We start from the raw sequence: 20,303 nt of genomic DNA, 5'->3' as shown, positions 1-20,303 counted from the left end.
CGCGATGGTCCTCCGTCCGTGAGAACGGGGCTGTCCGACCATCGTGGTCGGCCAGGCGATGTAGAGGGGAATGATTTTTTTAGAGGGTGTATAGTAGGGAATATTCATCGGGGGTTTTATGAGACAGACGGGCTTTGGTTTTATCAAAGATTATAAAAAAGAATTTGGCGGAAGCTTACTTGCTGGCAAACGAAAAACTGCAAGACCTCTATCAGTAAAAAATCCTATTCATCTCATTTTAAAAAGTACTGGGAGTTCTTGTTTTGCTCTTGGGAATAGAAAAATTGAGTCTTTGATAAAATCTCATGCAGAAAAGTATGGGATAAAGCTCTACGAGATTTCACTTAACTGGTCACACATTCATTTGCTGATTAAACTTCCATCGCGTGAAGCTTATTTAGCATTTATCAGAACCATCACATCACTTCTTGTAAGCCTACTTTCAAAGCTAAAAGGAAAATCCTTAAAAGGCCTTTTTGACCTTCGCCCCTTTACTAAGATTTTATCCTGGGGAAAGCAGTTTAAAACTGTGATCAAGTATCACGAACTCAACGATTTAGAAGGACGCGGACTGTTCGTGAGAAAAAAGAAAGCCAAAAGCTCACATAAACATCTGCCGAAGAACGTACTTTGATTCTTGTAAATGCTTTGGAGAGAAAGTCATTACTGAATGCCGAAAGGCCGGCCCGGATGGCCGGACTTACTGGAGCTCGAGGATAGGTCCTCGATTCCCATGGATGGACGAACGCCGGCGGCAGCTAGCACGGACGGAGGAAGAAGTGCGGAGCCAGTACTCACGCACGCGGGCGGACCGCACGAAAGAAAAAACTATTTCCCGCGCATCAGAGCTTTAAATTCAGCCGGCGGGGGAGCGGTGAAGACGGTTTCACGACCGCCGATACGCATGCGAAGCTCAGAGGCGTGCAAGAACATACGCTCGGCGCCATAGATGCTTGCAATACGCTCATTGTACTTTGGATCATTATAACGTTTATCGCCAACGATCGCATGCTTCGCAAGAGCCGAATGCTTACGGATCTGGTGCTGACGGCCGGTGAGAATCTCACACTCCGCCAAGGTAAAGTACTTCGTCTTTTCGATGACGCGTACAAGAGTCTCGCAATTTTTTCGGTCTTTCAAAAGACCTTGCGGGTTCTTGCGGCCTTCGGCCTTATCCGAAAGCTTCCAGTCCCAAGAAACTTCGTCTTCTTTCATCTCGCCGCGAAGAACGGCTTGATAAAGTTTGCGAGAATCTTTTTGCATGTCTTCAGACAGCTTTGCGGCAATCTCAGCGTCTTTTGCAACAAGCAAAACGCCGCTGGTCTCGGCATCCAAGCGGTGAACTGCATGGAATGACAAGTTTGGATTGCGCTTGATCTGCGTGAGCAGAGTCAAAACGTTGACCTTTTCATTATGAACCGAGAGTCCCACCGGTTTGTCGACCACGAGCCAATCTGCGGACTCCTGCAGGATTTTAAGATGCGGCAGCTTTTGTTGCGGCTGTTTCATTACAGTAGAACTCCATGGAGAATCATGCTGGCAACCGAGAAGTAAATAATCAAACCAGTCACGTCCACCAGAGTTGCAACGGCTGGAGCCGAAGCAGAGGCCGGGTCAAAGCGCATTTTCTTCAGCAAGAACGGAAGCATCGATCCTGAGAGCGAACCCCAAAGCACAACGCCGACGATACTTCCAGCCACAGTCAGAGCGACAAGGAAGTAATGGGGGCCGTAAAGCTGTTCTTTCGAGGGCCAAAGTAAAATACGAGTCAAACCAACGGCGCCCAGGCAGCAGCCCAACGCCAAGCCCGTTAAAATCTCGCGGCCCAAAACGCGCCACCAGTCACGCAGACGAACCTCGCCAAGGGCCATCGCACGGATGATCAATGTCGAAGCTTGCGAACCGGAGTTACCACCAGAGCTAATAATCAGCGGAATGAATAACGCTAACACCACTGCGCGCTCAATTTCCGATTGGAAATAACCCATCGCCGTTGCCGTGAACATTTCACCCAAGAAGAGAACCAGCAACCAACCGGCGCGCTTTTTAATCATTTCAACCAAAGAGATTTTCAAATAAGGAGCATCGAGAGTTTCAACCGCACCCAGCTTATGGATATCTTCGGTCGCTTCTTCTTGAAGAACGCTGGCCACGTCATCGAAAGTTACGATACCGACCATGTGGTCGCCCGCATCGACAACCGGCACGGCCATCAGATCATGGCTGGAGAAGAGCTTTGCGATTTGCTCTTGGTCCGTATCAACGAGGACGCGCACCATATCCGTAGTCATGATGTCTTTAATCTTTTTCTCTGGAGTCGAAGCAAACAATTCCCGGAATGAGACAACGCCTAACAGCGTTTGGTCGGCAGCTAGAACGTAGGCATAGTAAATGGTCTCAACCTGGGTTTTGGCTTGAATGCGGATGTAGCTAATAGCCTCATCCACGCTCATGTCAGGGCGCAGACGAATAAAGCGCGAGCTCATCAAGCCCCCGGCATTGTCTTCTGCATAGGCCAAGAGCGCGATCACTTCGCGCTTAGTTTGTGGATCGAGCAGCCCCAGAACCGCATCACGGTGTTCTGAACCCATTTCCTGGATCAAATCGGCCACGTCATCGGGAGCAAGCAAGCGAACCCACGAGCGTTTCTCAAGAGGAGTGGCCTCTTCGAGCAATTCTACTTGGTCATGGGTTTTAAGGCTGAGGAAGAGTTCCTCGGCTTCAGTCCGCGGCAATTCTTTGAATTTTTCCCGGCGCTCGGAGGTCGATAAAGCCGACCAGTTCTCAAACAGGTTGAAGAATTGCTCTTCAGTCTGAGTCAGTTCTTTGTGAGACGAGGAAGCAGTGGCTTCCGCGTTTTCCTGACTGAGGTTTTTATTTTCAGAGTCCATGCAACCACCTCGAAGCTTAGACATTATAGCCGATTTAGAATTTCAACAGTTGTGCTGTTTGTACGCCGATCTCTTATCGACTTCAACCATTTAATTCTTAAGGGATCTTTTTCAAAAAGGTCAGTGATTCAGGTTCGCGGCTTCAAAGCGCGGAAGCACTTCATGGGTCGGACCGAGGCTTTGGATCTCTCCATTGTGTAACCATAATACCCGGTCACACTTTTCAAGGGTCGAAAGGCGATGGGCAATAATAATTTGTGTACGATCCGAGAAAAATTCCTCGGTCGCTTTGACGAGAATCTCTTCGGATTGGGGGTCCACTGAGCTCGTGGCTTCGTCCATAATCACAATAGGAGCTTCTTGGAGCAGGCACCGGGCCATGCACACGAGTTGCCGTTCACCGAGGGACAGATTTTTGCCGCGCTCTTCGATTCTCATGTTGAGACTGTCGCGCTGTTGTTCGACCCATTCCTTGAGGCCGACTTGATCGAGGACTTGATAAAGACGCTCATCACTGAGCTGGTTTTCGATGTCGAGATTGCTCCGCAAAGTGCCCTGGAACAAAACCGGGTCCTGTGAAATAAAGGCAATCGAGCGGCGATAGAGGTTCAAGTCCATGCCCGTATCAGTCGCATGGATTTTCGGACTAAAACCATTGATCGCGATACGGCCCTCTTGGAGCGGGTAAAGATGGAACAGCGCCTGAATAAGGCTCGATTTACCACTGCCGGTACGGCCGACGATGCCCAGCCGCTCGCCGGCCTTGACTTCGAAGTTCACATTTTTCAAAACCCACGGGAGGTCTTCGCGGTACTTAAACCACAGGCCATCGACCTGCACCGAAGCACTGCGGTCGTTGGTCAGGCGGCGATTGTGGAGGTATTTCTCCAGAGTCGCTTCATAACGAGGATGCCCGGTGTTGAACTCCGCCGATGACGGGAGCAAGTTGCCCGGCTCCATGTCCTTACGCAGGTACTGGTCCAACCGCTCAACGCCAATCATGGCCTCTTCAAACTGAGTCAACCACTCAAAGAACATCTGAACGGTGTTTCCTGAAAGAGCAATAAAGCTAAACGCCACCCCGACAGACCCCACGGAAGCCATGCCCCCGTGAACGAAGTAGAAAGCCGCGATTCCTGTCATCAGCAGCAACAGCGCCGACAGGCTGTTCATCTGAATGGCGTATTTTACAATCCGCCCGGTGGTTTTCATTTTCTGCTGCAGGAAATAGCGATCCAGGCGAGTAAAGCGCTCAACGAAAGATTCCTGGCGGCGGAAAGAGCGAATGGTGCTCGCTCCTTGAGTGGTTTCGGCAAAGTGAGCAATCGATGGCGAGCGGCTCGCCGAAAGTTCGCGGCGGGCTTGGCGCAGAGTCTGGCGATTTAAGCGGTAAAGGCCATAGTAAAGACACGCAACCACCACCACAAAAATGAGGTAATACGGACTTGCCACGGTGATAAGGACCACCATGACCATCAAATCAAAAATGATCGAGAAAAACTCAGCCAGGGGTCCCCCGAACAGACGGAAGACATTGCCATAGTCACTCGAGAAACGCGTGATAATCCGTCCGGCCGGAGTCGCATCAAAGAAACTCATCGGCAGACGGGAGGTCCGCAAAGTCACTTCGTCATACAGACGGCTGATGGCTTGCGCGGACAAGCGCGAGAAAACCACGCGGAAGCTCAGGGTGCAAAAGAAACCGATCACGGCCATTGCGCCGAGGAGTTTCAAATAGTCCTCTGAAGCAAAGCCCTGCAAGAAGCCCGGCACTGGTTTGCATTGAATGCCGTGCTCGGGTTTACAGAAGCTATCCACCCAGAAGCCAATCACGTTGGCATTGGCGAGCAAAAGAGTTCGCCCGATGATGCCAAAGATAAACGTCGTCAGAATACGGCCCATGAACGGGCGATAAGCTTCTTTCAAAGTCAGAAATACCGTCAGGCTATAGCCGGTTCCGCCATGTTGTTCGCCGTCCGAGAGGTACTTAGGCTTCGACATGGGCGGTCTCCTCAACACTTTGAGTGAATTCACGGAAGAGTTGCGAACGGCTCATGAGTTCGCTGAACTTGCCTTGGTCGATGATCCGGCCCTCTTGCATGAAGAAAATTTTGTCCACGCGGTGAAGAACACTCAGGCGGTGAGTGACCAAGAGGCGTGTGCGTTCACCCCAAGCGCCGTCAAGAAGTTGGCTGAAGAGCTTTTCCTCGGTATCGACATCGACGGCGCTCAGGCAGTCGTCGAGAAGTAAAATCGGCGCCTTATGGAAATGCACGCGGGCAAGACTCACGCGCTGTTTTTGGCCGCCGGAAAGATTCACGCCACGCTCGCCGATTTCAGTGGCAAGGCCGTTTTCCACGCGCTCCTTAAAGATTTCAAACTGCGCCAGGCGCAGGGACTCTTCAACATCATTATCGCGCTCAGCTTCAATGTCATACAAGAAGGCCACGTTCTCGCGCAGGCTGGCGCTCATGATGAAACCCTCTTGCGGAACGTAAGCGTAGTGTCCGCGAAGGTCGTGCAAACTCATCGCCGTGGCGTTCTTGCCTTGAACTTGATAGCTGTCGACTTGCGCACCGGTTTCACCGAGCAGAGAAAGTAGCAGCATGGATTTACCGGCGCCGACTTCGCCGACAATGGCCACGAACTCGCCATCGCGCACGCTCAGGTTGATACCGCTCAGGATGTTCTTGCCGCCGATAGAAAGGCTCAAGTTTTTAACCTCAAGAGCCACATCGCCGGTTTTGCCGTCGTCAACGACCTTGTTGACGACGTCTGTATCACTAGGGCCATGGCCTTCGTTGGCGGCGGGCTTTTCATTGGTCACGCGCAGGAAACTCTCAAGACGTGATAATGACGTCCAGGCATCAAAGGCAAAGGTAAAAAACCAAGGCATCTGGCGGAAGGGGCGAGTCAAAAACACGCCGACAATCCAAAGAAGCGCGAGGAGTTCGCCACTGGTGACTTGGCGTTTAGAATAGTAAATCAGTGAAGCCAAAGTGACGACGTTCAGAATAAATGTGATGGAGCTTGATAGCGCATTCATCACTTGCCCGTTCGTCACCATGATCACGCGGTTCTTTGTTTCCACTTGGCGTTTGGCGAAGATATTTTTTTCAAAGTAAGTAATCCACCCGAGGATGCGAATGGTGCGGATGTTTTGAATCCACTCATTGACTAAAGCAATGCGATCGCCGGCGAGCTGCTTAAAGCGGTAGAAGAACTTCGACTGACGGAAGGCCATAAAGCTATTCAGCGCCGAAATGAAAACCATCATTAATAAGGTCGGCAAGAGCGGCAAATCATAGATCAGTGAAATAGCAAAAGGCGCCAGGATTAAAGGAAAGAGTGTGGAAGCTCCCGCCGTCAGTGTTTGTTCCAGCAAAATGGTCGAGCCCGGAATATCCGTCGCATAGATCTGAATGATCTCGCCGACGGGGCGGCTGCTCATAGTGTCCACGCGCAGATCCAGAGTCTTCTGATAAATTCTCTGCGAGAAGACGCCTTGCATGTGAACGGATTCACTCATGCCAAGATAATTCGAAGCTTGAAACAAAACCTGCGAAGCAAAGACGCTGATAAATGCCAAGGCGATCAGGGCAATCGGTCCTGCATGAAGTCCCATTGGCAGCAGTGTTGGCTGGCCGGTGAGGGCATCGACAAAAAGTTTTTGAAAGTAAGGGCCGAAGAGCGCAAAAATCGTGGCCGCCAGGGAACTCAAAACGATGAGTAGGCGAGCATGAATTCTAGTGAAAATGACATCGTAAATGAGCGGCTTCATCAGAAGCAGATCCTAGTCCGTTCTAAACCAGCCGGTCAAACTCCAGCGCGTTTGGAAGCACGGCAAAACTGCGTGCGGGATGAGGTCACTGCGGAAAAGCACCAGGCGCCCGCCTTTTGGCAAAATTCGTTGCACTTCTAAAGATTCGTTCTGCGGATCGTAGATACAAAGCTCGCCGCCGTCCTCGGTGCCCCATTGCGGATTGAGGTAGAGAACCAGCGAGATCTTGCGCGCCAGGGTTCCGCGATGCTGATCAATGTGCTTCTGATAGCCCTTTCCTGCGGGATAGCGAGCAAAGTGAAATTCCTCGGAGTTCAGTCCCAAGTAGTAGCGCTGATTGAGCTCGCGACGGAGTTCCGCGGCCCATTGCAGAAAGCGGGAGCTTGCACTGTCTTTTTGCTCAGAATTTAGCCACAAAATGGAATCGCCACGGATTTCAGAGTCGAGATTTTTACTTTGTCCGCGGCCAATCTGAGCCTCGCGGAAGAGCCCATCGTGCCATGATTTCTGGCATTCGAATAAAAGCTCTTCGGCGAGTTCCTTTGGCATGATGTCATCGGAAAACGCCCAGCCTTTTTCTTCAAGAGATTCAAGCAGTGTGTCGCGGGCTTGCATGATGTTGTTCATACTCTAGAAATCGCCAAAAACCGAGACTTTTTCTTTGCCTCAGGACTAAAAACCGCGCCAAAATAACGAGCATGGCGCGCACGATGGTTTTTAAAAATCTGATGAGAATCCTTACGGAGGAAATGGCGAAGACGAAATCGTTTTCAGGCGTCCGTCCATTTTCACAGTCCCGTCGCGGTTTCTTAACTAAAACCGCTTATGGTTCTGCTGCGACCGTTGCTTTGAGTGCATGCTCGAGCTTTGACCGGTGGGTGGTGGGTGACAGCAATCACTTGGAACAAGAAGTGATGGTTCTGGGGGCCGGGATTGCCGGTTTGTCGGCGGCTTATCACTTAAAGAAAAACAAAATTCCCTATCGCGTGTTTGAGGCTTCGGAGCGTGTCGGTGGTCGTATTCAAACGATGTTGCACGCAAATCCCGACGAACAGTATGCAGAGCTCGGAGCGGAGTTCTTCGAAGCTTCGCACACATCTGTGCATCAGCTCTGCAAAGATTTGAATCTTGCCATTCAAGACATTACTTATGATCCTAAAGTGGACCGCGCGCTTTATTGGCTGAACGGTAAAGTTGTCAGCGAAAAAGAATTTCGCAAAAACTTAAAGCCGCTTATTGCGAAGCTTGCGCAGACAAAAGTGGACGCCTTTGCTTCATTCTCAACAGAAATCAACGCGCGTTCTTTAGTTATGAGCCCCTCGCTGAAAGAGCTTGACCAGCAGTCGCTAGCGGACTTGTTGGGCTCAGTTCGTGGCGGGATGGATGAGGGCACGTTGCAGTGCTTTGAAAATCTGTGCGTGTCTGAGTGGGGGGTGGACAGCAAAAATATCAACTTGCTGCATTTCCTCGTGAGGCTCGATCTGGAAGAGCGTGCGAACCGCGTGACAGCGCCCAAATTTTATCGGGCGGAGGGCGGTATGTCCCGCATGGCGCAGATTCTTGGTGAGCGCGTGCAGGGGATTGTGCCGGATACAAATTTGAAGCTCGGTTATCAGCTGATTTCAGTTCGCTCGAAGTCCGGTGGTTATGAGTGCACGTTCCGTACTGCGAAAGGCTCGGACACAATTTGGGCTCGTCAGATTATTTGCACTTTGCCGTTCTCGGTTTTGAAGGACATTGACGGCGTTCAGACGCTGCAGCTTGGAAAGGCCCGAGAATTTATCGCTGGTGCGACCTACGGAACTCATTCGAAAGTGATCAGCACCTTCCGTGAGCCGCCGTGGAAAAAGAAAAACAAGACGACTCCGAACTTCCAGGGAGTTTTCCGTGGTCAGCTTTTGGGCCAAAGTTACTGGGACAGTTCGCGCGGGCAAGAGGGCACGCGTGGTTTGCTGACATCTCAGCGTGGCGGCAGTGTGGGGCAGTCGACGGGCGTGAGCGCCGTTCAGGAAACGGTCCAGGATCTGAAGAATTTCTACAAGGACATGACGTCTGAAGAAAGCGCCCTGGTTGTGAACTGGAGCCAAAAGCCCTACGCAAAGGGTTCTCGTTTTAATCTGGCTCCCGGGAATTATTTGAAATATCTAGAAGCACTGACCGAAGAAGGCCTTCAAGAAAACTTCTTCCTCGGTGGCGAACACTGGAACTTCGCGGACTCCGGCACTATGAACGGCGCCATCGAAGCCGGCATCGCCGCGGCCGAAAAAGCCCTGCAAAAAGCTTTCCGCTCGGGCACTTTTTCGTAGTTTGTCGCGCTGGGGGCTGGCTCCGCACCCGCGCTCAGGCCAGGAGTCGTGGCAGGCCCCGGGCTCTTACTAAAATAACAAACCAAACCGATATTGATCTTCCTTCAGATTATACGTGAGTAACGTCTCGCCGTAGCCGGTGAAGTATTGAATATAAAAAGCGGGGACGACCCTCACTCCGCCCAAGCGGAAGCTGTACGAAACTTCGTAGCCGCCCTTCGCCCAATCCGTGCCCCATTGGCCGCCCGGGTGGGCTGTCAGGCCGAGCTCGCTTTTATCGATGATCCCCGGAAAGACTTGAATGAATTTCAGATTGAATTCCCACGGACCGATGTAGTCATCGATGTCTTGGTTCTCTTGATCGTTGTTGTACATATAACTTAACTTCGCCGAAGCGGCGATCACCCAGCTTCGAGTTTCAAAGGCATAATTGAAACGCAAGTAAGATTGATCGAAAGAACGCGAGTCCGTGCCGCCTTTGCCGTTGGATTGATGCTCCCAGATTCCAAGATCCAGCGTTTTTAACTTATGACCTTTGATTGTCCATGTGTAAAAGAACTCCGGATTGTAAGTCGCATCTAAAAACGGCTTGGAGTCTTCGCCAAGCTTCCAAAAGATGACCTGCGTATAACCAAAGTACAATGGCCAATCGTCAATCAAAGCCGAGCGGAAGCTCAGCTGCACCTTCGTCAGCGGATTGCTATAAGCAAAGTATACCGGTTTGTGGCGAAAGATGGTGTTGTCGTCGCGATCCTTCAGATCTTCGTAAAGATGACCCGAAGCAAGGGGAGTTTGGATCGGAACTTCCCCGCCGGGTTTTGCGTCCTCGCTGACTTCGGCTCGCCCCATAGCTCCGTGAAGCAGAGAAACCAAGAAGAAAACAATGATGAAGAAGTCCCGCGTTTGCGTTTTCACAAGACCAGAATAGAAAGGATCAAACACAAACGAAAGTGAAGTTCCGTCGACGGATTCGTCACTCACTGCCAAGCGCGAAAAAGAAAAGGCGCCGGTTAAGACGCCTTTCAAATAAACAATTTTTCACAGGTGAACACTTTTTAAGAAAGGAACCCAAGAAAGGAGTTCCCTTCAGCAAAATTACTGCAGAGTCAGAACCAAACCGTCCGGCAACCCTTGGCCAGCCGCCAAAGACTCAATCTCTGCCTTTGAGAATGAGCGAAGCATCGTCGCACGATGGTTTGCCGTCGCAGGCATGCCCGCGATCGGTGAACCGTCAGCATTCACAAGGCTGAAATCAGGAGCCGGAGAAACCGCCACCACCACGAGGTTGTAGCCAGGGCGGAAGCCTTGCTTTTGTAAATCCACCGGCGGCAATGTCACAAAGTCTGCGCCAATCACAACACTCTTGATCTCTTTAACTTCAGATAGAGTGAACTGGCTAGAGTCCGTCGACAAGAACGGGCGAGTGCCGACTGCGTAGAACGCCGTCAGATACTGGCCTTTATAATTGCCGAGCTTTTGAATTTGAATGGTTGGAACTGTTTCCGTCGGAGCGGCTTGTGCGTCGTTTGCGGAAAAAGATCCACTCATCAAACCCAGGCCGATAATCAAAGTCAGCGCATTGATGAAAAAGAATTGAAGGGATCTCATACTATTTTACTCCTAAAGCGTTTTTGTAATTAAGGTACATCAAAAGATGACCGTTTGGATCCATGGTTACTTTTTGTATATCTAGTTTCATTCCCAAGAACGCTGGAGGCAGATCCAGAGACCCCGGGATTGTTTCATTATTTTTAACCCAGTCTTTGCTGCGGGTTTTGAGTTCTTCCTTGATCCCTTTGGTCACTTGACCGCCAAGACCCTCGGCGATTTTTCCGGCGATAGTTAAATATTTTTTATCCATCACAACAGAATTCGTATCGATGTATTGCTGGGCGATTTCCATGCCCTCGTCACCTTTTTGCGAACGGCGCAATTTGCAAACAAGATCGAAAGACAGAATCACCTTGTCATCCAGCCACAGCGGTTTGTGCGGTTCCACCTCTACGCTGACTTTCAACTTCAGATAAGTTTCCTTGTCTGTCGTCGCTGCTGGTGGAGTGATATAGTCCAACAACGGTGCTTCCGTCAACTTGAGGGAAGTGCCGTCAGATTGCGGAATTTTTTCAAAGTTTTTGCGCAAAAAACTCAGTTGCAAAATTCTGTTTATCAAACCGCGATCCAAGGTCATCGCAATATCGTAGTTTGCAACAGGCAAGTGGTTCAAAGTTGGCACTCCTCGGGAGCCCATGCCTGGAGCCAGATTGACGTTCGGATTCACCGGGTCTTCTGCGTAAGCTGCCAAACTGATACCAAGCGATTGTTTCAATCGGAAGTCGGTCAATTTCAAGCCCCATTTAAAGGCAGGGCGAGTGTCATTAGGTTCTTGGCCAGGGGCCACCATGTCTTGCACCTGTTCCAGCGCCCCTGAAAGATTCTCTTTCACTTTTTGATTGAGCATATCCGGGAGCTGTTTCTTGGCGAAGTCGCTTAAGTACTTGCGAACTTCCACCAAGATCGTCGGCAACTGCTCGTCGATGGTCTGTCTGAGTTGATCCGTGTTCATCACATACTTGTGTCCATCGACTTCGACGGCCACTTGCGGAACAATCAATTTCTTATATTTTACAGTTAAAGGAATATCCGCGAGGTTTTCTTGAATCTCCAGCGATTCAAAATCGATATTTCCTTGAGCATTCATGCGAATATAGAAAGGCAGGCGCACTTTCAGAGGAGTTTTATCATCACCCGCGGTGATGCTGACGTCATCCATGCCGACTTTGACGAAGGAAAGGTTGTTCATATCCCATACGCGCACGGCCTGAGTCGCCACAGTCAGGCGTTTCACCTCAAGGTCGATTGCCAAAACAGCGCCGTCACGTTTGCCGAGCTGATTCATGAGTGCTTCATCAGTAATCAAAGCAAATCGAGTAAAAGCTGCGGAGTAACCGGATTCGCCGATCTCTACAACCGGGCGATGATCTGTCAAAGAGAAGCCGACGAGCCATTTTGTCAGCATGTCTTTCACCATAAGATATGTTTTTAAAGCCTCAGGATTTTTTTTCCCGAGTTCATTCATATCAATGGGTTTTTCAGAGACGATTTTTTGAGCAGGGAAGTAACCTTCGGAGAAATTGTAACCTAAATTTCCGAGAATCGTGGAAAGTTGAGTTTCAAAGTACTTCAAACCACGGGGAGTGATCTGCACTTGAACAGCATTATTAATAAAATGCTTGTTGGCGATCACGGGAGAGCGGTCCTGTTGGGCAAAAGCCATTGAGGATAGAGTCCAACCCAGTATTGCCGCTGTCAGTTTAAGTCGTTTCATTTGCATCTCACACTCCTCGCACCGGCATCGGAGATGCAATTATGAGTCCCTCAAGTTCTTAATCGCCCTGCACCAGGATGAATATAACTAGGCCCGGAGTGACAAAGTTCTGATCATTGTGACAATTTTTGGTTTGCTCCTAAGAAAAAGCACCCATACACTTATGAGCATTCAACGAGGTTGCAGCGTGATCTTACTACTTCCGATTTTGGTGTTGGCCGGGATTTTTGCCCCACAAACGAGTGAGGCGTATCCTGACTTTATTTCCTACGGCTATAACTCCTGTTTGACGTGTCATTATAACAGTCAAGGGAATGGCCCATTGAACGACTACGGTCGAGCGCTCTTTACGACTGAGATCGCTTCCCGCAAGATCTTCAACGACAAGCTTTCTGAAGAAGAAATTGCCGCAAAATCAGGCTTCTTGGGCTCCACGGAACTCCCTTGGTGGATCCGCCCGGGGATCAAATACCGCGGTCTTTATTTCGTAAATAATCCAGGCAGCCAAGCCGCTGTTAAAAAGTATGTGACGATGCAGGCGGATTTGAACGTCGCCATCCAATTGGATCAAGAGGCGAAGTATCTCTTCGTGGTTTCTGGTGGTTATCAGCCGACACCGATGGCCCAGCAGGCAAATAAAGAGTCTAACGACAAAAACTTAATCTCGCGCGAGCATTACTTCCGTTGGCAACCAACGAAGAAGCTCTTCACATATATTGGCTTGATGGATAAGGTTTACGGTATTCGTACCGCCGACCATACCGCTTTTAGCCGCGCCGTCACGGGCGTTGCGCAAAATGACCAATCGGATGGCATCATCGCGCAATATTACGGTGGTGCTTGGGAGCTCACCGGAAATGTCTTCTTCGGAAACATCGCCCAAGAGGCCGCTGATGTCCGTCAAAAGGGTGGCTCCGTGATGTTTGAGTACGATGTGGCTGAGAAAAACCGCGTCGGCTTTTCTTACTTGCAGTCTAAAAACAATTACGTCGAAAAGAAACGCTTCGAAGTTCACTCCAAGCTCGGCCTTGATAAAGGCAATAGCTTGCTCACTGAGGTCGGCTTCGTGAAAGACAGTCCCTTCATTGCACCCAGCACTAAGATGGGAGGCTATTTGATGCTGGAAGGTCTTTACCTCATCACTCGTGGTTATAATCTGCTTTCGCAAATTGAGTACTATAATGCGACTTTGTCGCCGGAGACTCCGGATCAGACGCGTTGGACATTCGGCCTTTTGATGTTCCCGGCGCCGCGCATGGAGTTTAGAACAACGTTTGTGAATGGCCGCTCGATCGCGGATACAACTGTTTCCAAGGACCAGTGGATGTTGCAAGCTCAGCTCCACTTGTCATTGTAGGAGGGATGCGCATGAAAAATTTCTTTGTAATGGTTTTTGTTGCGACTCTCTTCACGCTCCCAGCATTCGCTCAGCACAATCGAGGAATGGACCGTGGTCAAATGAAGACCATGGATGATAGCAGGAATTACTTAATCGAAAAGGGGATCGAGAAATACATCATCACTTTCGATTATAACTCTTGGTTTGAAAAACTCTCAGTTTCCAACAGTACGACGGGAGCAACTCAGGATTCTCAGGCGCTGTACTACGGTTTTGGTTTGGGTCTTGAAAAAAACTGGTACCGCCCGACGTGGGGTTGGGGATTCGGTGGTGGCGTTCTCGGTGGGAGCGCGGTCGGCGGGGAAAAGGGTGGAACCCTCAGTTACTTCCAGGCGCGTGTGCCTTGGTGGGCCGTTCGGGTATCTCCTCGCGTATTCTATCGTTGGACTCCGCGCACGGATTTCGGTGTTGACCTAGCGATGTTCTATAAGCAAGGCAAGTGGCCCGCGGGAAGTTCTGCGGATGTGACAGCTATTTCTGGCTCCGATTTAATTACGGGCGCTTTCGTAGATATGCGCGTGAGATTTAATCCTAAAATTGAAATGATTCAGGCGTTCGGCATGGTCTACAAGGATGAGTCTATCTACTGGCGCCTTGGTCTTGCTTACCGATTGTAGTCATTCCAAGAGGTGGTTGGAACGGAATTTGAGCTCTTCTTTTTTAAGGGATGTTCAGGATCCAGTTTTCGATTGTCGTGAGTTGGTCTGACGTCAATGGAGTTCCGCCGTCTGGCATGTTTCCTGGCGTGCTTGTGCGGTTGCCTAGGATTTTTGTGTAAAGAGTCGAGCCTGTGAGGTTGCCGGCTTTGATAAGGCCTTGGCTGATATAGTCTTTTTCGCTCATGCCGGCCCAAGCTTGGTGAGACGGGCGAGTGTGACAAGAGGCGCAGTTTGCTTTGATGATGGCTTGAGCCGCCAAGAACTGGGCGCTCCCGTCGGCTGAGCCATATGTCGTCGCATCGTAGGTGGATGAATTGTAAACCTTCCCGCAGCCCAACGGAGCTAGCATTGCCAAAGTAGTGAGTGCTGCAGGAATTAGTTTTCTCATCGGTTCATCCTTGTTTCGACGTTCGCTAATTACGGTTTTACTGGGACGGCTACGTGAAGAACAACTTCGTCTTCAACACCGGCACCCATGTATTTTACATTGGTAATTTTGAAATCCGCCAGATTTAATTTGAATTCGGCCTCAAGTTCGTTGCCGTTCACCTTGTAAGTGCCGGAAATATCTTTCTCAACACCGCGGATACGGATTTTACCCGTGCCTTTGCCGCCTTTGCCTTTTGCAGAAAGCAAAACAGCTTCTGGGAATTTCTCGGTCTCAAGATGTTTTTGAGTATGCTTATCGCGAAGCTCGATGCCTGTTTTCAAAGACTTCAAGTTTACAACGATATTTTGTGCGGAAACTTCGTCGCCTTTTTTAGTGACGAAGCCTTTTACGTCCGCTGTTTTACCTTTAAACGAACCCGCCGGGCTCAATGTAACGTCAACAGTCGCTGAAGCGGCCCACGTCAAAGAGCTGAACAGAAGGGCACCTACTGGCAGAATAATAGTGGCTAATTTCATGGTTTCTCCTCTTATAAACAATATAGTAGCTTTGCGTTGCCTGGGAGTGAAGCTGTCTTAGGTCCAAGTCTTGCTTTGATACGTGAAAAACCCTGTAAAAAATGGCCACGGATAATCTTGAACTTAAACCCCTGTTTACTTGGGGATAAACTTTTGAGATAACAAGCAAATTATGAAAAAGACTTCGAAATCTGCAAAAGCTGTAGCCACACCTGTTCCGCCAAAGCACCATCAGTTCTCGGCTCTGGATATCCTTTCGCATGTGATGCCCACGCCGATGATTAAGAACAGCCTCAGCAAAGATCAGAAGATTGAAAAGATCACTGAGAAATTCACTGAAATTATGGAAATTCTCGGTCTAGATTTGACCGATGATTCATTGAAGGACACTCCTCGTCGCGTGGCTAAAATGTACGTGAATGAGATTTTCAGCGGTTTAAATCCCGAGCACTTCCCAAAGATGACTGTGATTGAAAACAAGATGGAATACGATCAGATGATCTGTGTTTCCGGAGTCTCGACTTTGTCTTTCTGTGAGCATCACTTCCTCACGATCGACGGTGTTGCGACCGTGGCCTATATCCCAAATAAAAAAGTCATTGGTCTTTCAAAGATCAACCGCATCGTCCAGTTCTTTAGCCGCCGTCCACAGGTGCAAGAGCGCCTGACCAAACAGATCGCCGATTGTTTGCAGTATGTTTTGGATACTGAACATGTGGCGGTGTACATTGATGCCAAACACTACTGTGTGATCGCTCGCGGTATCGAAGACACGGCAAGTTCCACAGTGACTACAGAAGTCCGTGGTCACTTCCGTACCAAAGTGCAAACTCGCGAAGAATTCCTCCGCCAGTGTAAGCGTATCAGTAATTAGAAAGTATTTGGTGGTTCTTACGCCCAGTAAGGACACAGCGACGGCCATCCATCCGTGAGAACGGGAAACTCTGGCCATCGTGGCCAGAGTTCTAAAGAACTCTAAGACAAGTACTGACTAACTTAGAATGCCCTCATGTACGTTGGACAGGCGGGCACGATGCCCGACTGTAACGGAGGCTTGGAGGCAGAGCCTCCAATTGCAGGATGCAGAAAGAGCCGCGGAGCCAGCAATCCCCATCACTGTTAAAACCGATCAGTTTCAGAAATTACCAATCGAGGCGTTCGCCGTCGCGGAAGAAGCCGCCCGTCGGGCCGCCCTTTGGCAGAGTCGCTGCCCATACAATGCCCTTGATGCCTTGGTCGATCGTGCGGTTGGCACCTTTGCCACCCATATCGGTTTGCACCCAGCCTGGGCAGACGGAGTTCACCAAGACATCTGTGCCTTTGGTTTCTTCAGAGAAAACTCTCGTGACTACATTCAGAGCCGTCTTTGAAATGCGATAAGCCGCATAGGCTTGGTTCATGTCTTTGAGTTGTCCCATGCCGCTCGAGATGTTCACGATGCGGCCGTAGCCGTCGTTGATCATCATCGGGAGGAGCTTTTGAATCAGCAGGAACGGACCCAGGGTGTTTGTCGTAAAAGTTTTTTGGATCGTTGAGGATTTAGTTTTGAAGACGTCGTCGTTACCGCCGTCTTCATCGTCGATGAAGATGCCGGCGTTATTCACCAGGACATCCAGTGCGCCGACTTCGCGTTTGAACTCGTTCACAAAGCTCTCGATGGATTTTTCATTTGAAACATCGAGCTTCATCGCCGTGACATCCAAGTCTTTCATTTTGAGCTTGTTGATATCGGCCTGAGCTTTTTCAGGACTGCGCATCGCCATAATCACTTTGTATCCCATGCGGGCGAGGGCCTCGCTGGTGGCATGTCCTAATCCGCGGCTGGCTCCGGTAACAATGGCGACTTTCTTCATGATGCGAACTCCTTAAAGTTTAAAACTACAAAGCACTTTGCAAAAGCTCCCGCGAGTTTTTCGAGAGCTTTTCGCTCGCGACCACCCGGCGAATCTGAGTCAACGCCCGTTCTTTCATTTCGTGCGGAAGCTTCTTCACGAAGTTGAAAGCCGCGCATAAGCGAGCCGCCACTTGCGGATTCTTCTCGTCGATTTTCAAGATCATATCGGCGAGGAATTCGTAGGCAGGGTACTCGGGGCTGTGGAAGATCTCATAGTTCTGAGTAAACGATCTCAACAACGCATAGACGTTGTTTGGATTGTTAATATTAAAACTTGGATGCTGAGTCAGGTTCTTCACCGTTTCAAAAGTATCTTTACGGGAAGAGAACGCCTGTGCCGTGAACCACTTGTTTAAAACGACAGAGTCGTTGTGCCATTTCTGATGGAAATCCTCGAGAGCTTTCGGGCGGTATGAACTGCCGCTGCTGCAGAGAAGTTCCAGCGCCACCAACTGATCTGTCATGTTTTTGGCAGTCTGGTACTGTTGCACCACGATTTCTGTAAGGCTTGTATCATCCAGCTCCTGCAAGAAGCTCAAGGCGATATTCTTCAGCAAACGGTGACCGAAAACTTTCGGATCGCGGCTGAGTGGCTCCACATCGTGGTACTGATTATAAATCTTCGCGAAAGTATCCTTATGGGCAGCAGCCAATGCGCGACGAAGCGCCTTGCGGGCCGCAAAGAATGCCGGAGCATCCAAGACGTCTTCTTGTTGCGCTAGTAGAATGTCTGAAGGCAATTGTAACATCTGGGCTTTGAAAGCAGGTGAGAGCTTTTCATCAGCAAGGATCTTGCCGATGGCTTTCACGAATTTCTCGTCCACTTTCAGAGGACTCTTACTTTGATGAGCTTTAATCAAATCGGAGAAAAGGCGAAGCGCAATTTTTTGCGCGGACTCACGACGGTTGAATTCGTCGGTGTCTTTTTCCATCAGGAAGTACAAATCTTCAAGGCGGGCATCCCATTTCAAATTCACCGGGGCTGAGAGATCGCGAAGGATCGAAAGAACAGGGCGCTCTGGAACCAATCTGAACACGTAGGTCTCGAGGTCTTCACGAAGTTCAATCAAAGTCTGACCATCGCTATTGCGAACGATTTTTTCGCTGTGAAGCTCGATCTCTTTCCCTTGAGAGTCCAACAAGCCAATCAGAAGCGGGATATGAAACGCCTTCTTCTCAGGATAGCCTGGAGTCGGGTGGTACTTCTGAGCCAGTGTCAGGTGATATTCTTTGTTATGTGGATTGTAGTCCTCAGACACAATCACTTCCGGAGTTCCGGCTTGGCTGTACCAGCGACGGAACTGCGTGAAGTCTTTGCCGTTCGGTTCCGAGATCGCCGCTGCGAAATCTTCCGTCGTGACAGCTTGACCGTCATGGCGCTTAAAGTACTCATCCATGCCTTTGCGGAAACCTTTACGGCCCACCATGGTTTGCATCATACGAATCACTTCCGCACCTTTTTCGTAAATCGTTGCGGTGAAGAAATTATCAACCGACATGCAGGACTCAGGGCGCACCGGATGCGAGTTCGGTCCGGCATCTTCCGTGAACTGGCGCTCACGCAAAGAATCGACATCTAAAATTCTCTGGACAGAACGCGAGTTCATATCGCCGGAGAATTCTTGATCGCGGAAGACGGTGAGGCCTTCTTTTAAAGAAAGCTGGAACCAGTTGCTGACTGTCACTCTATTGCCGGTCCAGTTATGGAAGTATTCATGAGCCACCACAGATTCAATGGCGTGAAAGTCTGTGTCGGTCGCTGAGTGAGAATCCGCAAGCACCAGACGTGAGTTAAAGATGTTGAGACCTTTATTCTCCATGGCGCCGGCGTTGAAATCGTCAATCGCTACAATCATGTAATCATTCAAATCGTACTGCAGACCAAAAGTGTCTTCATCCCACTTCATGGATTTTTTCAAAGACTCCATGGCGTGCCAGCAACGCTCTTGCTTGCCGTGAGCGGCGTAAACTTCAAGATTAACTTTGCGGCCTGATTTTGTTGTGAACTCATCGCGGATCACGCCGAGATCACCGGCCACGAGTGCGAACAAGTAGCACGGCTTCTTGTGCGGATCGTTCCAGTAAGCTTTGTGGCGGCCATTGCCGAGGTCTTCGATTTTTACACGGTCACCATTAGAAAGAAGAACCGGGTATTTCTTTTTGTCCGCTTCGATGGTGACAGCATACTTCGTCATCACATCGGGACGGTCCATGAAGTAGGTGATTTTACGGAAGCCTTGCGCTTCGCACTGAGTGCAGAACGTCTCGTTAGAACGGTAAAGGCCTTCAAGGGACGTGTTCTTCTGCGGAAAGATTTTGGTCTCGATCTTGAGCTCAAAAATCGCGGGAACTTTTGCGATCTCCAGAGAGTCATCTGTTTTGGTGTACTGAGACGGGGAGAGGGCCTCGCCGTTCAGTGAGAGGCTCAGGAGCTCAAGGTCCACGCCCTCAAGGTGGAGGGGCTTTCCTGGATTGACGGCCTTGAATTTGCTCGTGGCAACAACCCGACAAAAGTCCTCATGCAGGTCGAAATTCAATACCACTGATTCCACTTCGAAATCAGGTTTTGTGTAGTCTTTTAAATAAATTTTTTGGCTTTGTTTTGTCGTCATAAAACCTCGGTCCAGATATCTTGTTTAGGGAGCCGCCCCTGTCCGTGAAACTTGACTATGCTTCAATATAAAGCTGCCATAGAGGAATGGGAATCGCTTTTACTTCTATCACCGTTAATACACCGAATCTAGAGAATATGGTTCGTTTCTACGAGATTCTGGGATGCAAGTTTGCCAAAGTGAAGGTCACAATCGGTGGAGAATTGTTCCGTAGTTCCCTAGCAGGTTTCGAGCTTTCCCTCATGTCTATTCAATCAGCAACGACGGGGCATTATCCAAAGGTAATGATGGGCTTCCGCATCCAAGATATGGAAGCTAAAGTCGAGAAATTGAGTTCGATCCCCGGCGTTATTATGATCCTTGATCCCACCGATATGCCTGACGGCAGAAAAGCCATTTTGCAAGATCCTGACGGCCACTCCGTTGAATTAGTTGCTGAATAGACGCATTCTTGCTAACCATGTCTGATGGCAAGCAAGAAGCTATTTATCTATTTAGGGACCCTGATTTCTATTCTCCCTTTTATTTCC

General features: G+C 49.6%; 18 protein-coding genes. 6 read left to right on the top strand and 12 right to left on the bottom strand.

Translation table 11 applies throughout. The features are described from left to right. The first annotated feature begins 118 nt into the window (after nucleotides 1-118). Nucleotides 119-634 (top strand): transposase, encoded by a 516-nt coding sequence (locus tag JSU04_05700; protein ID MBS1969778.1) that lies wholly within the window; start codon nucleotides 119-121, stop codon nucleotides 632-634. A 194-nt stretch (nucleotides 635-828) separates the two neighbouring features. Here the strand turns inward: JSU04_05700 and JSU04_05695 are convergent, their stop codons facing one another. From JSU04_05695 to JSU04_05675, 5 genes are all read right to left on the bottom strand, one after another. After that, a complete protein-coding gene (locus JSU04_05695) occupies nucleotides 829-1,509 on the bottom strand; it encodes an RNA pseudouridine synthase (protein MBS1969777.1) in 681 nt (226 codons plus the stop codon). Then, nucleotides 1,509-2,891: a magnesium transporter gene (mgtE, locus tag JSU04_05690; protein MBS1969776.1), complete on the bottom strand. Its 1,383-nt coding sequence runs from the start codon at nucleotides 2,889-2,891 to the stop codon at nucleotides 1,509-1,511. Before mgtE ends, JSU04_05695 begins: the two co-directional genes overlap by 1 nt. A 120-nt stretch (nucleotides 2,892-3,011) precedes the next feature. After that, on the bottom strand, nucleotides 3,012-4,907 hold the full coding sequence (locus JSU04_05685; protein MBS1969775.1) for an ATP-binding cassette domain-containing protein: 1,896 nt from the start codon (nucleotides 4,905-4,907) through the stop codon (nucleotides 3,012-3,014). After that, the gene (locus JSU04_05680) at nucleotides 4,879-6,672 is read right to left on the bottom strand and encodes an ABC transporter ATP-binding protein/permease (protein MBS1969774.1); all 1,794 of its coding nucleotides are present in this window, start codon (nucleotides 6,670-6,672) and stop codon (nucleotides 4,879-4,881) included. Before JSU04_05680 ends, JSU04_05685 begins: the two co-directional genes overlap by 29 nt. Before the next feature lie 12 nt (nucleotides 6,673-6,684). Further along, complete coding sequence (locus JSU04_05675) at nucleotides 6,685-7,299, bottom strand: 2OG-Fe(II) oxygenase (protein ID MBS1969773.1); 615 nt, start codon at nucleotides 7,297-7,299, stop codon at nucleotides 6,685-6,687. Between the two features lie 122 nt (nucleotides 7,300-7,421). On the opposite strand from JSU04_05675, the gene JSU04_05670 reads away from it, so the two are divergent. After that, nucleotides 7,422-8,978, top strand: coding sequence for an FAD-dependent oxidoreductase (locus JSU04_05670; GenBank protein MBS1969772.1), 1,557 nt, complete (start codon nucleotides 7,422-7,424; stop codon nucleotides 8,976-8,978). 69 nt (nucleotides 8,979-9,047) lie between these two features. Here the strand turns inward: JSU04_05670 and JSU04_05665 are convergent, their stop codons facing one another. The 3 genes from JSU04_05665 to JSU04_05655 form a co-directional block, all read right to left on the bottom strand. Continuing rightward, nucleotides 9,048-10,004, bottom strand: coding sequence for a phospholipase A (locus JSU04_05665; GenBank protein MBS1969771.1), 957 nt, complete (start codon nucleotides 10,002-10,004; stop codon nucleotides 9,048-9,050). A 69-nt stretch (nucleotides 10,005-10,073) separates the two neighbouring features. Continuing rightward, the gene (locus tag JSU04_05660) at nucleotides 10,074-10,586 is read right to left on the bottom strand and encodes a hypothetical protein (GenBank protein ID MBS1969770.1); all 513 of its coding nucleotides are present in this window, start codon (nucleotides 10,584-10,586) and stop codon (nucleotides 10,074-10,076) included. Between the two features lies 1 nt (nucleotide 10,587). Next, nucleotides 10,588-12,309 carry a DUF2785 domain-containing protein gene (locus JSU04_05655; protein ID MBS1969769.1) on the bottom strand — a complete coding sequence of 574 codons (1,722 nt, stop codon included), beginning with the start codon at nucleotides 12,307-12,309 and terminating at the stop codon, nucleotides 10,588-10,590. A gap of 181 nt (nucleotides 12,310-12,490) precedes the next feature. Between JSU04_05655 and JSU04_05650 the strand changes: the two genes are divergently transcribed. Both JSU04_05650 and JSU04_05645 read left to right on the top strand, forming a co-directional pair. Next, complete coding sequence (locus JSU04_05650) at nucleotides 12,491-13,660, top strand: hypothetical protein (protein MBS1969768.1); 1,170 nt, start codon at nucleotides 12,491-12,493, stop codon at nucleotides 13,658-13,660. 11 nt (nucleotides 13,661-13,671) lie between these two features. Further along, nucleotides 13,672-14,319 (top strand): hypothetical protein, encoded by a 648-nt coding sequence (locus JSU04_05645; protein ID MBS1969767.1) that lies wholly within the window; start codon nucleotides 13,672-13,674, stop codon nucleotides 14,317-14,319. A 43-nt stretch (nucleotides 14,320-14,362) separates the two neighbouring features. On the opposite strand, the gene JSU04_05640 is transcribed toward JSU04_05645, so the two are convergent. Further along, nucleotides 14,363-14,749, bottom strand: coding sequence for a hypothetical protein (locus tag JSU04_05640; protein ID MBS1969766.1), 387 nt, complete (start codon nucleotides 14,747-14,749; stop codon nucleotides 14,363-14,365). 29 nt (nucleotides 14,750-14,778) lie between these two features. Beyond that, the gene (locus tag JSU04_05635; protein MBS1969765.1) at nucleotides 14,779-15,267 is read right to left on the bottom strand and encodes a YceI family protein; all 489 of its coding nucleotides are present in this window, start codon (nucleotides 15,265-15,267) and stop codon (nucleotides 14,779-14,781) included. 172 nt (nucleotides 15,268-15,439) lie between these two features. Here JSU04_05635 and folE point away from each other — a divergent pair, with 172 nt between their 5' ends. Continuing rightward, the gene (gene folE / locus JSU04_05630; protein ID MBS1969764.1) at nucleotides 15,440-16,141 is read left to right on the top strand and encodes a GTP cyclohydrolase I FolE; all 702 of its coding nucleotides are present in this window, start codon (nucleotides 15,440-15,442) and stop codon (nucleotides 16,139-16,141) included. Between the two features lie 268 nt (nucleotides 16,142-16,409). Here folE and JSU04_05625 read toward each other — a convergent pair whose 3' ends face one another. Continuing rightward, a complete protein-coding gene (locus JSU04_05625; GenBank protein ID MBS1969763.1) occupies nucleotides 16,410-17,120 on the bottom strand; it encodes an SDR family NAD(P)-dependent oxidoreductase in 711 nt (236 codons plus the stop codon). Between the two features lie 25 nt (nucleotides 17,121-17,145). After that, a complete protein-coding gene (gene pepN, locus JSU04_05620; protein ID MBS1969762.1) occupies nucleotides 17,146-19,773 on the bottom strand; it encodes an aminopeptidase N in 2,628 nt (875 codons plus the stop codon). A gap of 86 nt (nucleotides 19,774-19,859) precedes the next feature. Between pepN and JSU04_05615 the strand changes: the two genes are divergently transcribed. Beyond that, a complete protein-coding gene (locus tag JSU04_05615; protein ID MBS1969761.1) occupies nucleotides 19,860-20,216 on the top strand; it encodes a VOC family protein in 357 nt (118 codons plus the stop codon). Nucleotides 20,217-20,303 lie beyond the last annotated feature (87 nt).

It is taken from the genome of Bdellovibrionales bacterium (assembly GCA_018266295.1).
Lineage (GTDB): Bacteria > Bdellovibrionota > Bdellovibrionia > Bdellovibrionales > Bdellovibrionaceae > JACMRP01.
Note: the sequence above shows the minus strand (reverse complement) of the source record. Positions and strands in the feature narration are given on the sequence as shown.

Coding starts and splice junctions, on each gene's coding strand:
- JSU04_05625 (MBS1969763.1), bottom strand. CDS start 17,120: ATGAAGAAAGTCGCCATTGTTACCGGAGCCAGCCGCGGATTAGGACAT.
- JSU04_05645 (MBS1969767.1), top strand. CDS start 13,672: ATGAAAAATTTCTTTGTAATGGTTTTTGTTGCGACTCTCTTCACGCTC.
- folE (MBS1969764.1), top strand. CDS start 15,440: ATGAAAAAGACTTCGAAATCTGCAAAAGCTGTAGCCACACCTGTTCCG.
- JSU04_05640 (MBS1969766.1), bottom strand. CDS start 14,749: ATGAGAAAACTAATTCCTGCAGCACTCACTACTTTGGCAATGCTAGCT.
- JSU04_05635 (MBS1969765.1), bottom strand. CDS start 15,267: ATGAAATTAGCCACTATTATTCTGCCAGTAGGTGCCCTTCTGTTCAGC.
- JSU04_05660 (MBS1969770.1), bottom strand. CDS start 10,586: ATGAGATCCCTTCAATTCTTTTTCATCAATGCGCTGACTTTGATTATC.
- JSU04_05615 (MBS1969761.1), top strand. CDS start 19,860: ATGGGAATCGCTTTTACTTCTATCACCGTTAATACACCGAATCTAGAG.
- JSU04_05655 (MBS1969769.1), bottom strand. CDS start 12,309: ATGCAAATGAAACGACTTAAACTGACAGCGGCAATACTGGGTTGGACT.
- JSU04_05675 (MBS1969773.1), bottom strand. CDS start 7,299: ATGAACAACATCATGCAAGCCCGCGACACACTGCTTGAATCTCTTGAA.
- JSU04_05695 (MBS1969777.1), bottom strand. CDS start 1,509: ATGAAACAGCCGCAACAAAAGCTGCCGCATCTTAAAATCCTGCAGGAG.
- pepN (MBS1969762.1), bottom strand. CDS start 19,773: ATGACGACAAAACAAAGCCAAAAAATTTATTTAAAAGACTACACAAAA.
- JSU04_05700 (MBS1969778.1), top strand. CDS start 119: ATGAGACAGACGGGCTTTGGTTTTATCAAAGATTATAAAAAAGAATTT.
- JSU04_05670 (MBS1969772.1), top strand. CDS start 7,422: ATGGCGAAGACGAAATCGTTTTCAGGCGTCCGTCCATTTTCACAGTCC.
- JSU04_05680 (MBS1969774.1), bottom strand. CDS start 6,672: ATGAAGCCGCTCATTTACGATGTCATTTTCACTAGAATTCATGCTCGC.
- mgtE (MBS1969776.1), bottom strand. CDS start 2,891: ATGGACTCTGAAAATAAAAACCTCAGTCAGGAAAACGCGGAAGCCACT.